The organism is Marinomonas pollencensis (assembly GCF_003387375.1).
Lineage (GTDB): Bacteria > Pseudomonadota > Gammaproteobacteria > Pseudomonadales > Marinomonadaceae > Marinomonas > Marinomonas pollencensis.
The window spans coordinates 292011-307201 of record NZ_QUNG01000002.1; the positions used below are offsets into that span (position 1 = coordinate 292011).

Below are 15191 nucleotides of genomic sequence, written 5' to 3' on the forward strand. Positions count from 1 at the left end.
AGAATAAAGTGGCGTCCCGTAGGGGGTTCGAACCCCTGTTACCGCCGTGAAAGGGCGGTGTCCTAGGCCTCTAGACGAACGGGACACATCAAGCTTTTAGAGTGCTTTTAACTCATCAACACGACACTTTGTCAGTCACACTCTTCTTAAAGAAGAATGGAGCGGGAAACGAGGCTCGAACTCGCGACCCCAACCTTGGCAAGGTTGTGCTCTACCACTGAGCTATTCCCGCACGCTAATTTTTAAAACCAGCCAACCGTTTGAAAGGATGGCGTCCCGTAGGGGGTTCGAACCCCTGTTACCGCCGTGAAAGGGCGGTGTCCTAGGCCTCTAGACGAACGGGACAACGTTTTAATCTTGCTGCGTGAGCGGGGGCGTATATTACTGTTAATAATTTGAAAATCAACAGTTTTTTTAAATTTTCTATTAAGTTAAGCTAACAACAAGTTGTTTTACAAAGACATTGTCTAAATTTGGAGCTATTTATGCTTAGAACACGCCTGTTACTCCCCCTTTCCCTAACCACTGCATTACTGGCTGGTTGCACCACGACACACTATATAGAGATAGAACCAACAACTTCTATTAAACAAGAACAACTACATAACGACAGAGCGATCAAAGTTACCACCAGCTCTTCCCTCGGCAACCACATAGGAGCAATAAAAACAGGGCTTAATGAACGCGCCGACATTTTTACCACCAATAATGTGCAAGAAAGCATAAACAACAGCATTATTAGTGGATTAACCAAAATGGGCTTCACTCCCGATCAAGGCGTCTACCCACCAGCAGAGTTGAATGTGGTCATTACTAAGATGAGCTACACAACAAAAACCAAGAATCTAAAAACCACTGCGACTTTAGACTTTCAATTAACCTCCACAGTGAAAGCAAAAGGCCAAACCTATAAAGCAAACTTTGGTTCTCAGAAAGTGGAAGAGTACGGCACCCTGCCTTACCAAGAAACCGTACAGAAAGACATGAATGCGTTAGTCAGCAAAACTGTCGACCGTTTATTGAGTGACCAAAACATCATCACTCTTCTTAAGCCATAACGCGATACAGTGGCATTTCAACAGTAGCCACTATAGATCAAACTAAAAAGGCGCTCTTTGTAAGAGCGCCTTTCTATATGTTTCGGTTTTATTCTTCTTCCTCAAACAACAAGGACGCACTATTGATACAATAGCGTAGCCCAGTTGGTGCCGGACCATCATTAAACACATGCCCAAGATGCGCATCACAATGGGCGCACACCACTTCTGTACGTTGCATCCGCCAAGAATTATCACTGCGCTCTTCTATATTTTCTAGATGACCGTCATAAAAGCTTGGCCAACCACAGCCAGCATTGAACTTTGTCCCCGAATCAAACAACAAACTGCTACAACACCGACAGCGATATTGCCCAACCTCATAAAATTTATCGTATTTTCCAGTATAGGGGCGCTCTGTCCCTTTTAGACGCACAATATTGAAAACATCTTCAGGCAACTCTTCGCGCCACTCGTCTTCAGATTTAAGGACTTTTTTACTGTTATCTCTATCACCCATCTTGAATGCTCCTGAATTAGGTATAGAGTAAGTATATTCGCCCTACCCCCTGCATTAACAAGGAAAACTCGTGCAAATCCGCAAATCTAACAAATTAGCAAACATCTGTTATGAAATCCGTGGCCCGGTCCTTAAAGAGGCCATGCGAATGGAAGAGGAAGGCCAGCGCATACTTAAACTTAACATAGGTAACCCTGCAACCTTCGGTTTCAAAGCCCCAGATGAAATACTGGTCGACGTTATCCGCAACCTACCAACGGCTCAGGGTTACAGTGAATCCAAAGGATTGTATTCTGCGCGTAAAGCCGTCATGCAAAAATACCAAGCGCTGGGAGTCAAATCAGCCGACGTCAACAATGTCTGGATGGGCAACGGCGTCAGCGAACTAATCGTGATGGCCATGCAAGCCCTGTTAAATGATGGCGATGAAATTTTAATCCCAGCTCCTGACTATCCCCTCTGGACAGCCGCGGCGACCCTTTCTGGCGGCTATGTAAAACACTACTTGTGCGACGAAGGCGCTGGTTGGCAGCCAGACATTCAAGACATTCGCTCAAAAATTTCAAACAAAACAAAAGCCATTGTTATCATTAACCCGAATAACCCTACCGGGGCGGTTTATGAAAAAGGCATTTTAGAGGCCATTATTGACCTCGCTGAAGAAAATAATTTATTGATCTTTTCTGACGAAATCTACGACAAGATATTGTATGACGGCGCCACTCATATCCCCACCAGCACGCTAACGGAAGGCCGCATGCCTTGTGTTACTTTTGGCGGGCTTTCAAAAGTGTACCGTACCGCAGGTTTTCGCTCTGGTTGGATGGCCATAACCGGGGATAAAAGCGGCATAAGCGACTATATAGACGGTCTAGACATCCTTAGCTCAATGCGTCTGTGTGCAAACGTCCCTGCCCAGCACGCAGTGCAAACCGCTCTAGGGGGATACCAAAGCATCAATGAACTCATTATTCCTGGCGGGCGCTTTTATGAGCAACGCGCGGTTGCCTGGGAAGCGCTCGATGCGATCCCTGGTGTTAGTTGTCATAAACCAGAAGGCGCGCTGTATCTTTTTCCAAAACTTGATCCAAATATTTATCCGATTCAGGACGATATGAATTTGGTTTTACGCTTTTTACAAGAAGAGAAAGTTCTCATTGTTCAGGGCACCGGCTTTAATTGGCCCACCCCTGATCACGTACGCTTTGTTTTCCTACCCCACATAGAGGATCTAGCCCCTGCTATGGAGCGCTTTGATGCTTTCTTGGGCAGATTAAGAAAGCGCTAAAATAGAAGCCTATTGCCCGCTTGAAATTGAACTTTATGCCCCTATCATGCTCCTAACAGTATTTCTAGGAGCATAACCATGCGCATTATTCTGTTTTTGTTAACCAACCTCGCTGTAATGGTGGTTGCGGGTATTATTCTTAGCCTATTAGGCGTAAACAGCTACATGACAAGCAACGGCTTGAATTTCACGTCTTTGCTTATCTTTTGTGGCGTATTTGGCTTCACCGGCAGTATTATTTCTTTATTGCTGTCTAAGTTTATGGCAAAACGCGGCACAGGCGCGGTTATCATCAAACAACCAAGCAACCATAAAGAGGCTTGGTTAATAGACACTGTGGCAGAGCTTTCTCGTGAAGCTGGCATTAAAATGCCTGAAGTCGCTATTTTCCCCTCCCATGACGCGAATGCTTTTGCTACTGGCTGGAATAAAAACGACGCTTTGGTGGCCGTTTCGAGTGGTATGATGGATCGCTTTCCACCGGATGAAATCAAAGCCGTTGTCGGCCACGAAATCGGACACGTGGCAAATGGTGACATGATTACTCTGAGCCTGATACAAGGTGTGGTTAACACCTTCGTGATGTTTTTTGCGCGCATTGCCGCCTACGCTGTCGACCAGTTCCTACGCAAGGACGACGAAGAAGGCTCTGTTGGCTGGGGTTACTACATTGCCACATTTATCTTCGAAATCTTGTTTGGCATACTCGCCTCCATGATCGTGATGTGGTTCTCTCGCTTCCGTGAGTTTAGAGCCGATGAAGCAGGGGCTCGCTTGGCCGGTAAAGGCGCGATGATTGCGGCGCTAGCAAGACTACAACAAGAACACGAAGCCAGCCACATGCCAGATTCTATGATGGCGTTCGGCATCAACCGTGGTAAAGCACCTACTTTAGGCGAACTTTTCTCTAGTCACCCGCCTATCAACAAGCGCATCCAAGCGTTACAGGCACTCTAAAGCAGCCTATTCCTGTTGCCTGATAGACACAAAAAAACCAGCTTTTTGCTGGTTTTTTTTCATCTCAGGTAAGACACATTAAAAAGGATGCGACTTAGCTTATCGAGCCTTCTTCTTTTGATGCTCTAAAATATACGCCGTTAGCGGAATAACAACTTCTTTCGTCAAGTCTTCAAACCTTAGACCATATACATAGAAGTATTCAGCATCCATGCGCGACAGAAAATCATTATCCACTAGACTTGACTGCAATTGTTCAAGCATCTGAATTTCTTGTGAACGTATCTCACAGTCCACCTTTAAGAAGAAATTATAGCCACTGATCTTAAGATTCATGGCCAAGCGCATTCTTTGCTTCACCGCCCCAAAATCTTCTTTAGAAATAAGCTTGGCCCCACCAGCACTTAAATCCACAACAATGCCGGACGTAGCTTCAGAAATGGTATTTTCGTTTGTATTTGGTTCAAGACTGCATATCAGCCTGGTTTCTACCCGCACGGTTTCACGCACCACAGACGTTTCAACATAAGCAGGATAGGCCAAATGCAAATGCGCTGCAGGCTCCAAATAACTCTTCGCTACTCGGCTGGAAAAAGCGCACACTGCGGTACCAAGCATCAATCGCACATTAATCGCTTGACCTTCTCGAACGAATATCTTTCTACCTTTCGAAGTTGGGCAAGACACAATTAAAGAGCGCCCAGGAATTGCCCCCAGCACCTTCACCATATGCCTTGCCGGAGGAGTAATAAACTCCAACTGCACAAACGTACCTAGCGGCACATCTAAATCACCTAAGTCGACTTGTATAACCCCAGCCATCAAAATTCCACTTTCTAATTAATATTATTCCACTTGGAAACCGATAGCACTCAAAGCATTTAGATCGGCCCGCCCGCGACTAGAAACAACACAAGTATTAAACTCATCCCTTTCAACGTAGTGCTTTCTTAGCCAATCAAAGGTCGCTTTATTCGCCCCCGCTCGATAATGAGCCCGCAACCGAGCATCGTCCCGCGCCACATCATAAATAGCGTGCATGGCTCGAGCCAACAGCTCTTCCGTTAATGGAGAATCTTCAATGGCAAGCGCCGCTATGCGTCCATTTGTTATGGCATCATTAACGGTAACAGGAGCAGGCATGTCAAAAAAATGGCAAAAAGCCTGATAAACCATCCAGGTCCCTTTTTCACGCCCTTGCTTAGAGTACCCTGCAATATGTGGCGTCGCAATATCGGCAATTGACAATGTCGTCAAATCTATCTCGGGCTCGCCACGCCAAACATCCAGTACCAGATTTAATTGACCTGCTAAGCGGTCATGCAAATCTACTAACGCAGCTTCATCAATCACCCCACCGCGCCCTGCACTAATGATGGTGGTGCCCGCCGTCACGGCAGACAGCTGCTCTGCGCTTATCATCCCCTGAGTCGGATAAGCGCCTGTTGTCGTAAACGGGGCATGCAAAGAAATAACCGCACAACGCAACACAGCATCTAAGGAAACAAAATTCGGTGCATCAACCTTCACCTCTTGCTCTTTATAGGGGTCATAGACACAGACATCACAGCCTAACCCCTGAAAGCGTTGGTACACTGTTTTACCCACATTACCATAACCAATGATGCCAACTTTCTTACCCAGCCAAGATAAATTCTTTGTCAGCGATAAATAGCCCAAGGCACTCAATACATAATCCGCTACCGCCGCCGCATTACAACCAGGCGCACTGGTAAAGTGAATCCCTTGCTGACAGAGATATTCGGTATCAATGTGATCAACCCCAATCGTGGCACTGCCGACAAAACGCACATTACTGCCCGCTAATAAGGCTTCATTTACCTTGGTGACTGAACGGACCAATAGTGCATCCGCGTGCTTTACCTGCTCATTTGTTAAGGCTCTACCATTAACCAGCTCTACCTCTGCAAAGGGAGTAAAAAGCGCGGCCACATTTGGCATATTCTCATCGGCTATTATTTTCATACTGCTGTTTTATAAACTCATCAAAATCAATACTAGGTAAACGGTATGCCAACAAGCACTTAGCAAAAGTAAGTGCTCTTTCTGGGATACCAGAAATAAGGTAATCGCCAACCTGGCGGTGAACGGCTTGTTGAAAAGGGGTGGGGTCGTAATCAGTCAAGGCTAAATTATCAACACTGACACGAAATGGCAGACCTGCTGACCAATGCAAAATACACTCAACGGCCTGCGGCTTCACCTCAACTTGCTCAAACAGTCGCTGTTGCTGCTCGCTGCGTGAGTCTGTTTCATACCAATAACCGTAATCTTCCAATAACCGACGTTGTGCACCAGCAAGACACCAATGGCTAATTTCATGCAAGGCGCTGGAAGGATAATCTAACCGAAAATAGAGAGTGGCTGGGGCTCCCTGTTTGGCAGGCACGTAAAGCGGCTCATCGGCACCACCGACCAAGGTGGTATTAAAGCGTGAAAGAAAACAGGCATTAAACGCCTCAATCAGCTGAACAGCGGTAAACAAGAGTCATCCCCCAGCAAAAGGCAGGATTATTACATATCTTCTATAACCGCGCTATGGATACCCAGATAGCGTCATGCAGCGCGACATAAAAAAGGATAACACACCAATTCAGCGGTTATCCTTTTAGCGTTATTGCGTTTTTCAGCAGCAGACCAATTTAGCCGCGATAATAACGGGCAGGCACAAAAGGCATTTTGGTGAGCACTAGAGGAATCTGCTTGCCACGCACCAAAGCAAACAAAGGCTCTTCACTTGCCAGCGCGTCGCTAGACACGTAAGCCATTACTATCGGCTGAGACAAAGAAGGAGAAAAACCACCACTTGTCACCAAGCCCTTTTCTTCTCCTGTTTGACTAACAATTTGTACACCTTCGCGAACGGGCGCCTTCCCATCCACCAAAAAGCCAACACGCTTACGGGCAGGCTTATTAGCAAATTGCGGCAAAATAACGTCAGCACCTGGAAAACCACCTTCACGCGCACCCGCCAAACGACGCACAGGTTGAATCGCCCAATTTAGTGACGCTTCAATTGGCGTTGTTGTGGTATCAATATCATGTCCATAAAGGCATAACCCCGCCTCTAAGCGTAACGAATCACGGGCGCCCAAACCAATCCATTCAACTTCTTCAAATGCCAATAAAGCGGCGGCAAATGCTTCGGCATGATCATTTGGTACAGACACTTCATAACCGTCCTCTCCGGTATAACCAGAACAGCTCACCCACAACTCAATACCTTGCCAGTCAAATTTAAGACTCTGCATAAACGTCATCGTTTGCGCTTCTGGCACTAGGCGAGAAAAAACAGCACGTGCTTTAGGTCCCTGAATGGCCAATAAGGCACGATCTTCTATTACTTCAACCTGACATCCATCCAGCGAAGCATTAAGGTGTGCAATGTCTTGCTCTTTGCAAGCCGCATTGACCACCACAAACAATTCATCACCCCAGTTTGCAAACATTAGATCGTCTGTAATCGAACCTTGCTCAGTGGTGAACAAACCGTAACGCTGCATACCTTCAGGTAAATCTAATGCATCCACAGGCACGATGGCTTCAAACGCCTGTTTTACATTAGCACCAGTCAAAATCAGTTGCCCCATGTGGGAAACATCAAACAGGCCTGCATTTTCACGCACCCATAAATGTTCTTTTTTTACCCCTAGTGGGTATTGAACGGGCATTTCGTAACCAGCGAACTCGACCATTCTTGCGTCCGCCGCAATGTGTTGTGCATAAAGAGAAGTACGTTTCATAAGCAAACCTTTCGTTGGGACAATGTTTAGGAAGTTTCCTATTGGAAACAGATTATCTAAAATTGAACTCGCTTGACAAGACATAAGCCAATTAAAGTTTCTAAAAAAAATCATTTAACCCTGCAAAACCGCACAAACCTGAACAATTGGTCAAATTAAATTCTAGGAAATTTGAAAAAAGATTTAAAAATACCATCCTGACAAATGTTTCCAATTGGAAACTTTTTCGCTATGATACGAAAAATTGGCGCGAAGCAGACAATTATCGACGCTCTTAGAAAGATGATCTTTTTTCATCATCTTAGACTGCCCAAGTGTTATTATATTAAGGACTCTGTGTCTTTGTTGGGCATTAATGTTTATTTAAGAGGAATACACCATGGCAAACACCGAAGCCTTTTTCAGCCAATCCCTGGCTGATCGCGATTCAGAACTTTTTGCAACCCTTGTTGAAGAGCAAGAACGTCAAGAAACTGGTATCGAATTGATTGCTTCTGAAAACATCGTTTCTAAAGCTGTCTTGGAAGCTCAAGGCTCCGTACTAACAAACAAATACGCTGAAGGCTACCCTACTCGTCGCTACTATGGTGGTTGTGAAGCGGTCGACGTAACAGAACAACTTGCCATTGATCGCGCAAAGAAATTGTTCAACTGTGAGTTTGTAAACGTTCAACCTCACTCAGGTGCTCAAGCTAACGGTGCTGTCATGCTTGCACTGCTTCAGCCTGGCGATACTATCATGGGTATGACGCTGTCTTCTGGCGGTCACCTAACTCATGGTGCAGCTCCTGCCCAGTCTGGTAAATGGTTTAATGCCGTACAATACGATGTTAACCCTGAAACACTATTGATTGACTACGATGCCATCGAAGCGCAAGCGGTAGAATGCCAACCAAAAATGATCATCGCGGGTGGCTCTGCTATTCCTCGTGAAATCGATTTCAAACGTTTCCGTGAAATCGCTGACAAAGTCGGCGCTTACCTATTTGTTGACATGGCTCACATTGCTGGCTTGGTAGCGACTGGGGTTCACCCATCACCACTACCTCACGCACACATTGTGACAACAACGACACACAAAACACTTCGTGGTCCTCGTGGTGGCATGATCCTTTCCAACGACCTTGATCTTGGTAAGAAAATCAACTCTGCTGTTTTCCCAGGCTACCAAGGTGGTCCATTGATGCACGTTATCGCTGGTAAAGCAGCCGCTTTTGGCGAAGCTCTAAAACCAGAGTTCACTGACTACATCAAACAAGTTGTTGCTAACGCCAAAACATTGGCAGAAGTAATGATTGAACGTGGTTGCGATATAGTAACAGGCGGCACCGACACACACCTTATGCTCGTTGACCTTCGTCCAAAAGGCCTTAAAGGTAACGTAGTAGATCAAGCGCTTGAGCGTGCCGGCATCACTTGTAACAAAAATGGCATTCCATTTGACACTGAAAAGCCAATGGTAACTTCTGGTATCCGCCTAGGAACACCAGCGGCTACATCCCGTGGCTTTGGTGAAGAAGAATTCCGTAAAGTAGGTCACCTTATCAGTGACGTTTTGGATGGCCTAGTTGGTAATCCAGACGGCAACCCAGAAGTGGAAGCTCGCGTTTTGGCAGAAGTCAAAGAGCTTTGCAGCCGCTTCCCACTGTACCGCTAAAATCATTTACCCGAGGCAACCCCTCGGGTATTTTTTTAAAAGAGGCATCATTCATGAGTACTATCCCAGAAAATCTAAAATACGCAGACTCCCATGAGTGGGTTCTAGATAATGGCGACGGCACAGTAACAGTCGGCATTACCGATCACGCACAAGACCTTTTAGGTGACGTTGTTTATGTAGAGCTACCTGAAGTTGGTCTAGAAGTGACCGCGACTGAGCAGTTTTCCTTGGTCGAATCGGTTAAAGCCGCTTCAGATATCTATGCACCAGTGACAGGCGAAGTAATCGAGGTAAATACTGACCTTGATGATGCCCCAGAACTGATCAATGAAGCCCCTTTTGAAGGTGCTTGGATCGCCAAGATCAAACTTGCTGAAGGCGCAGACCTAAGCAAACTTCTTGATGCTGCCGGTTACGCCGCAACCATCGAATAAGACAGTTATTCACTCTCTTGCTGAGCCAACAACGCTTTGCAAGGGAGGCCCCTCTTTCGTTTTCTTAATAGGTGATATAAATCATGACTTCGTGCATCCGTGATTTGCTAAGCAATGACGAATTTATCGCGCGCCATATTGGCCCAGACGACTCAGAGCGCTCGACCATGCTCGACACAATCGGCATCGACTCTCTTAATGCTCTTATCGAAAAAACCATACCGGAAGCCATTCGTAACGCCAACCTTGACCTTTCCGCTGCGCCAACCAGTGAAAGCGCTGCGCTGCGTCAATTAAAAGCCATTGCTACACAAAACACGGTGGCGCGATCCTTTATAGGCATGGGATATCACGACACGCTTGTGCCCTCACCTATCTTAAGAAACCTATTAGAAAACCCAGGTTGGTACACCGCATACACCCCTTACCAACCAGAAATTTCTCAGGGTCGCCTAGAAGCGCTGCTTAACTTCCAACAAGTGGTTATCGACTTAACAGGCATGGAAATTTCCAACGCCTCTTTGCTAGACGAAGCAACCGCCGCTGCGGAAGCCATGACGCTCATGAAGCGTTCTAATCGCAAGAAGTCAAATATCCTGTTTGTTTCTGATCAATTATTAACACAAACCATTGACGTAGTGAAAACCCGTGCCGAGTTACTCGACATCAAGGTGGTTGTGGACAGTAATGAAAACCTAGCCCAACACGATGTATTTGGTGCCATTTTTCAATACCCAGGCATCAATGGCGAAGTCACTGACCTAACCGCTCTTGTGGCACAAGCCCATGAGCAAGGTGCGTTAACCAGTATTGCGGTCGATTTGCTTGCCCTAGTACTGCTAAAATCCCCCGGCGACATGGGTGCGGATATTGTTTTTGGCAGCGCACAACGCTTTGGCGTCCCAATGGGATTCGGCGGCCCACACGCAGCCTTCTTGGCAACAAAAGATGCGTTCAAACGTTCTATGCCAGGTCGCGTAATTGGTGTCTCTAAAGACAGCCACGGCAAACCTGCTTTGCGCATGGCAATGCAAACTCGTGAACAGCACATTCGTCGCGAGAAAGCCACGTCCAACATTTGTACCGCACAAGCTTTGCTTGCCATGATGGCAGGCTTTTATGCTGTGTATCACGGCCCAACTGGCTTGAAAAAAATTGCTTCTCGTGTTGCTGCATACGCTCACTGCTTTGCCACAGCATTAAAAGCCAATGGCTATACTACCAATGACAACTACTTTGACATGGTTGTGGTAGACACCAATGAAAAAACCAACGACATCATTGCCGCGACACAAGCTAAGCTGATTAACCTTCACCATACCTCAGCACAACGCCTATCTATTTCTTTTAGCGAGACAACCACCAGCGAAGACTTAATCGACCTTGCTGAATGTTTTGGTTTCTCACTGTCTCAACAAGATATAGATGCAACCGCTGCCAGCATGGGATTTGATGCAACACTATTACGTCAAGACGCTATCTTAACGCACCCAGTGTTCAACTCTCACCACAGCGAAACTGAGTTAATGCGCTATATGCATCAACTCGAAGTAAAAGACATCGCCCTTAACCAAAGCATGATCCCGCTTGGCTCTTGTACCATGAAGCTGAATGCAGCGTCTGAAATGATTCCTGTTACTTGGGCAGAATTTGGCGGCATCCATCCGTTTGCTCCAACCGAACAGGCATCTGGATATCACGCATTGCTCACTGAGCTGATTGAAATGCTGTCTAAGGCGACTGGCTATGACACTGTGTCTTTGCAGCCCAACTCAGGGGCTCAAGGAGAATACGCAGGCCTAATTGCCATCGACAAGTACCACAAATCTCGTGGTGACCATGATCGTAACATTTGCTTGATCCCAAGTTCTGCACACGGCACTAACCCAGCTTCTGCCGCTCTAGCCGGTATGAAAGTGGTCATTGTGAAATGCGACGAAGATGGCAACATTGACCTTGTTGACCTTGCCGCTAAAGCCGAAAAGCACGCTGCGGAACTCAGCTGTATTATGGCGACTTACCCTTCCACTCACGGCGTATTTGAAGAACACATCCGCGAAGTGTGCGACATAGTGCATAAATTTGGTGGCCAGGTGTACATAGATGGCGCCAACTTGAACGCCTTGGTCGGTATTGCACCTCCTGGCGCATTTGGTGGTGACGTCTCCCACCTTAACCTACACAAAACTTTCTGTATCCCACACGGTGGCGGTGGCCCGGGCATGGGGCCAATTGGGGTTAAATCACACCTTGCGCCTTTCTTACCTGGTCATGCGGTAACCCCGGTCATGGGCATGCAAGAACAGCATGGTGCAGTATCCGCAGCGCCTTACGGCAGTGCGAGCATTCTTGTTATTACTTGGATGTACATCAAAATGATGGGGGATAAAGGCTTACGCGACGCGACCTTTAATGCCATCTTGAACGCTAACTACATCGCCAAACGCCTTGGGGAACACTACCCAGTACTTTACACAGGCAAAAACGGCACGGTTGCTCACGAATGTATTATCGACATTCGTCCACTGAAAGCCGAGTCCGGCATAAGCGAAGAAGACATCGCCAAACGCTTGATGGATTTCGGTTTCCATGCGCCAACCATGTCTTTCCCTGTGGCTGGTACCTTAATGATAGAGCCAACAGAGTCTGAAAACCTAGAAGAGCTAGATCGCTTCTGTGATTCTATGATTCAGATCCGTAACGAAATCAGCCGCGTGCAAGATGGCGAATGGCCTTTGGAAGACAACCCTCTGGTTAACGCGCCACATACTGCAGATTGCTTATTGGATATGGAATGGACGCACGCTTACTCACGTAAAGACGCAGCCTACCCACTTCCTTGGATTAAGGCTCGCAAATATTGGCCACCAGTGGGTCGCATCGATAACGTTTACGGCGATCGCAACTTGTTCTGCGAATGCCCACCAATCGACAGCTACGAAGACTAAGCCGCTAGCAATCATTGCGTTTAGCATTGCTAGTCAGGCAAGCATGACATAAAACCAAAAGACGACCTTTTTAGGTCGTCTTTTTTATTCCAATCAATACTTGTCAGCATAGCGTGGCGACTAAAAGAAATCGTCATAATTTCACCTAAGCTGAGAGTTCCTGCCTAACACTTCTTAGGCAATCAACATAGTGAACCCCATGCGACTGATTAAAAAAAGCAGCAGGGTTAAAAACAGCACACGGATAAACTGGCTCCCCAATCGCAAGGCTAAATACGCCCCAGTCAAAGCTCCTAAAATATTACACACAGCGATAAGCGCGCTCACTTTCCATAATACATAACCAGATGGGATGAAGAATAACAACGCGGCCGTAAAAGCCCCTAAGTTGACCAGTTTTGCTGACACTGAGGCGTTTAGAAAATCAAAGCCAAAACCGCGAATAAACAGGAAAATCAGAAAGCTACCACTGCCAGGCCCAAACAAACCATCGTAAAACCCAATTAGCCCACCAAACACAACACCTTTAACAATATTTTTTGCATTGACCTCAACATTCCTTTGCGTTAACCCCAACTCTTTCTTATGAAAGGTATACATGGCCATCAAGACCAACAGGATAAACACAAAAACCTGCATCTTGTCCTTTGCTATATAGGCAACCGACATAGCCCCAAGATAGGCAAAGACAATGGCTGATAAAGCCGCAGGCAGCAAAATTTTCCAGACAAGGTTAACCCTTTTCAGATAGGAGCCAATGGATGTCACCGCCCCGGCCCAGACGGCAACCTTATTGGTGCCAAACACGGTCGATAATGCGTATTCAGGAAGCGCATGGATCAAAGCGGGCAAGAGAATCAAACCTCCCCCGCCAACCGCCGCATCAATCAAACCACCACAAAAAGAAAACAAGCCCAAAGTGATCATATCCGCAGCACTAGAAATCATGGTTAAGTCCTAAACAAATTACCTCAGAAATCCAATAGACTGAGAAACCAACCCATTGGTGAATTCGGTTCAGACTAATCAGCTTGATAGCTAAAAAAAAGTAACTTATATTGACTTTATCATTCACTATTAATGAGCAATAAAATGGAGCTTTCACAGTTACGAATGTTTAAAACCATTGTCGATCTTGGCAGTATTGCGAAAGCGGCTGAACAACTGCACTGCGTACCTTCTAACATCACAACAAGGATCAAGAACCTAGAAGAGGAGCTGGGGGAAGCACTATTTATTCGCAAAGGGCGAGGTCTTTCATTAAGCCCTGCCGGGGATATATTTCTTAGCTACGTAAATAACATTCTGTCTCTGTGCCAAGAAGCAAAACGTGCCATTAGTGCCGACGGAGAACCCATAGGTACGCTACGCTTTGGGGCAATTGAATCGGCCGCCACCAGCCGCCTACCTAAAGTATTGTCTTTGTATCACAAACAATATCCCAAGGTTCATATTGAGTTCAGTACTGGAAAGTGGAAAGAACTGGAAACAGCCGTCGTCAAGCACGAATTAGACAGCGCTGTGATTGCTGGGAAAAGCCTGCATCCAGATATTGAATGTGTTGAAATTTACCAAGAAGAGCTGGTACTAATCGCACCCGCAACCTTTGACAGCATACACTCCCCTGGCGACCTAATAGGCAAAAATATTTACATGTGGCCAGAAGGCTGCCCATATCGAAAAACGCTAGAGAATTGGCTCGAGACCCATCAAATTCCCGCTGAGATAACCAGCATTGCAAGCTATGGCACCATACTCGGCTGCGTCAGCTCTGGCGCTGGTATTTCATTGGTACCAAAGGGAATATACGAACAACTCAAACTCAATGGCGGAATCGAGGGTTACCACTTTGATCAGCTAAAGCCGATTAAAAACTACCTTTTATGGAATAAAAACATAGGATTTCACAAAGCTAAAGACGCATTGTTAGCCTTGGTTCAAAGTGAGCTGAGCGCAACACAGCGATAAAGGTAAAAGGTGAAGTAAGAATAACACCGACCAAGGCACTGCATATTAAGATACTGTATATTTATACAGTATTCTTATTTGGCAGTTAACTTCTTAACAACTCAGACATAAAACAAATCAAGCTCATCTTGATTCGCTGGATACGAAACACCTATAGAATAAGGGGTTGCGCAGGAAAGCACCTAACCATGGCGATTTATTTGTTAAGATTGACAGCTTGTCAGCACTAGATAGGGGGCCAGCAATATACTGTATATATATCCAGCATATTATTTTTCCATTCCCTCCTTAACAGATTATTGATTAAGCGATGATCGCTGCTGTCGATACAGCGCAGCCCCAAGCCTTGAAAAATAGGCTTTAAAAGCCGCGTTAATTTGCTGACGTTGCGCGCCTTGTGGGTACAGCCCTGCTTTGGCTTCGTCTGAATAACGGCTGCCTTTTACGAGAAAGCGACTTTGTGGCTTTTCGTCTTCTACAAAAGCTTCAAATGCTCTGGCACATAACTCTTCCGGCTTAGCGTAATAAATAATATTTAACGCCTGGTCAGTACGCTTAGAGGCATTAAACATCGCGCTGGGGGCACTGCCATCGGTGTTGAGCATAATGGCTTTG

At 46.1% G+C, this 15191-nt stretch carries 14 protein-coding genes and 3 tRNA genes; 7 read left to right on the forward strand and 10 right to left on the reverse strand.

Going from position 1 to position 15191, the window contains the following annotated elements; translation table 11 throughout:
- Window positions 1-9: 9 nt before the first annotated feature.
- From DFP81_RS04295 to DFP81_RS04305, 3 genes are all read right to left on the reverse strand, one after another.
- Window positions 10-85, reverse strand: a tRNA-Glu gene (locus DFP81_RS04295).
- Window positions 86-157: 72 nt separating this feature from the next.
- Window positions 158-232, reverse strand: a tRNA-Gly gene (locus DFP81_RS04300).
- A gap of 37 nt (window positions 233-269) precedes the next feature.
- Window positions 270-345: transfer RNA gene (locus DFP81_RS04305), tRNA-Glu, on the reverse strand.
- A 140-nt stretch (window positions 346-485) separates the two neighbouring features.
- Between DFP81_RS04305 and DFP81_RS04310 the strand changes: the two genes are divergently transcribed.
- Window positions 486-1058, forward strand: coding sequence for a YajG family lipoprotein (locus tag DFP81_RS04310; protein ID WP_115896526.1), 573 nt, complete (start codon window positions 486-488; stop codon window positions 1056-1058).
- Window positions 1059-1146: 88 nt separating this feature from the next.
- On the opposite strand, the gene msrB is transcribed toward DFP81_RS04310, so the two are convergent.
- The gene (gene msrB, locus DFP81_RS04315) at window positions 1147-1557 is read right to left on the reverse strand and encodes a peptide-methionine (R)-S-oxide reductase MsrB (RefSeq protein ID WP_115896527.1); all 411 of its coding nucleotides are present in this window, start codon (window positions 1555-1557) and stop codon (window positions 1147-1149) included.
- A gap of 70 nt (window positions 1558-1627) precedes the next feature.
- On the opposite strand from msrB, the gene DFP81_RS04320 reads away from it, so the two are divergent.
- Together DFP81_RS04320 and htpX are read left to right on the forward strand one after the other, a co-directional pair.
- A complete protein-coding gene (locus tag DFP81_RS04320; RefSeq protein ID WP_115896528.1) occupies window positions 1628-2845 on the forward strand; it encodes a pyridoxal phosphate-dependent aminotransferase in 1218 nt (405 codons plus the stop codon).
- Between the two features lie 78 nt (window positions 2846-2923).
- Window positions 2924-3802, forward strand: a complete 879-nt coding sequence (gene htpX / locus DFP81_RS04325; RefSeq protein WP_115896529.1) for a protease HtpX — start codon at window positions 2924-2926, stop codon at window positions 3800-3802.
- 99 nt (window positions 3803-3901) lie between these two features.
- On the opposite strand, the gene DFP81_RS04330 is transcribed toward htpX, so the two are convergent.
- The 4 genes from DFP81_RS04330 to gcvT form a co-directional block, all read right to left on the reverse strand.
- Window positions 3902-4624 (reverse strand): flagellar brake protein, encoded by a 723-nt coding sequence (locus tag DFP81_RS04330; protein ID WP_115896530.1) that lies wholly within the window; start codon window positions 4622-4624, stop codon window positions 3902-3904.
- Between the two features lie 24 nt (window positions 4625-4648).
- On the reverse strand, window positions 4649-5788 hold the full coding sequence (locus DFP81_RS04335) for a 4-phosphoerythronate dehydrogenase (protein ID WP_115896531.1): 1140 nt from the start codon (window positions 5786-5788) through the stop codon (window positions 4649-4651).
- A complete protein-coding gene (locus DFP81_RS04340; protein ID WP_115896532.1) occupies window positions 5769-6308 on the reverse strand; it encodes an elongation factor P hydroxylase in 540 nt (179 codons plus the stop codon). Before DFP81_RS04340 ends, DFP81_RS04335 begins: the two co-directional genes overlap by 20 nt.
- A 157-nt stretch (window positions 6309-6465) precedes the next feature.
- Window positions 6466-7566, reverse strand: a complete 1101-nt coding sequence (gene gcvT / locus DFP81_RS04345) for a glycine cleavage system aminomethyltransferase GcvT (protein WP_115896533.1) — start codon at window positions 7564-7566, stop codon at window positions 6466-6468.
- A 379-nt stretch (window positions 7567-7945) separates the two neighbouring features.
- On the opposite strand from gcvT, the gene glyA reads away from it, so the two are divergent.
- The 3 genes from glyA to gcvP all read left to right on the forward strand — a co-directional run bounded on the left by glyA (window position 7946) and on the right by gcvP (window position 12608).
- The gene (gene glyA / locus DFP81_RS04350) at window positions 7946-9223 is read left to right on the forward strand and encodes a serine hydroxymethyltransferase (protein WP_115896534.1); all 1278 of its coding nucleotides are present in this window, start codon (window positions 7946-7948) and stop codon (window positions 9221-9223) included.
- 53 nt (window positions 9224-9276) lie between these two features.
- Window positions 9277-9660, forward strand: coding sequence for a glycine cleavage system protein GcvH (gene gcvH / locus DFP81_RS04355; protein WP_181903038.1), 384 nt, complete (start codon window positions 9277-9279; stop codon window positions 9658-9660).
- 83 nt (window positions 9661-9743) lie between these two features.
- Complete coding sequence (gene gcvP / locus DFP81_RS04360) at window positions 9744-12608, forward strand: aminomethyl-transferring glycine dehydrogenase (RefSeq protein ID WP_115896535.1); 2865 nt, start codon at window positions 9744-9746, stop codon at window positions 12606-12608.
- A 174-nt stretch (window positions 12609-12782) separates the two neighbouring features.
- On the opposite strand, the gene DFP81_RS04365 is transcribed toward gcvP, so the two are convergent.
- Window positions 12783-13556 carry a sulfite exporter TauE/SafE family protein gene (locus DFP81_RS04365; protein WP_220342813.1) on the reverse strand — a complete coding sequence of 258 codons (774 nt, stop codon included), beginning with the start codon at window positions 13554-13556 and terminating at the stop codon, window positions 12783-12785.
- Between the two features lie 144 nt (window positions 13557-13700).
- On the opposite strand from DFP81_RS04365, the gene DFP81_RS04370 reads away from it, so the two are divergent.
- Window positions 13701-14576 (forward strand): LysR family transcriptional regulator, encoded by an 876-nt coding sequence (locus DFP81_RS04370; protein ID WP_115896536.1) that lies wholly within the window; start codon window positions 13701-13703, stop codon window positions 14574-14576.
- 296 nt (window positions 14577-14872) lie between these two features.
- Here the strand turns inward: DFP81_RS04370 and DFP81_RS18550 are convergent, their stop codons facing one another.
- Complete coding sequence (locus DFP81_RS18550) at window positions 14873-15181, reverse strand: LPD1 domain-containing protein (RefSeq protein ID WP_342769960.1); 309 nt, start codon at window positions 15179-15181, stop codon at window positions 14873-14875.
- Window positions 15182-15191 lie beyond the last annotated feature (10 nt).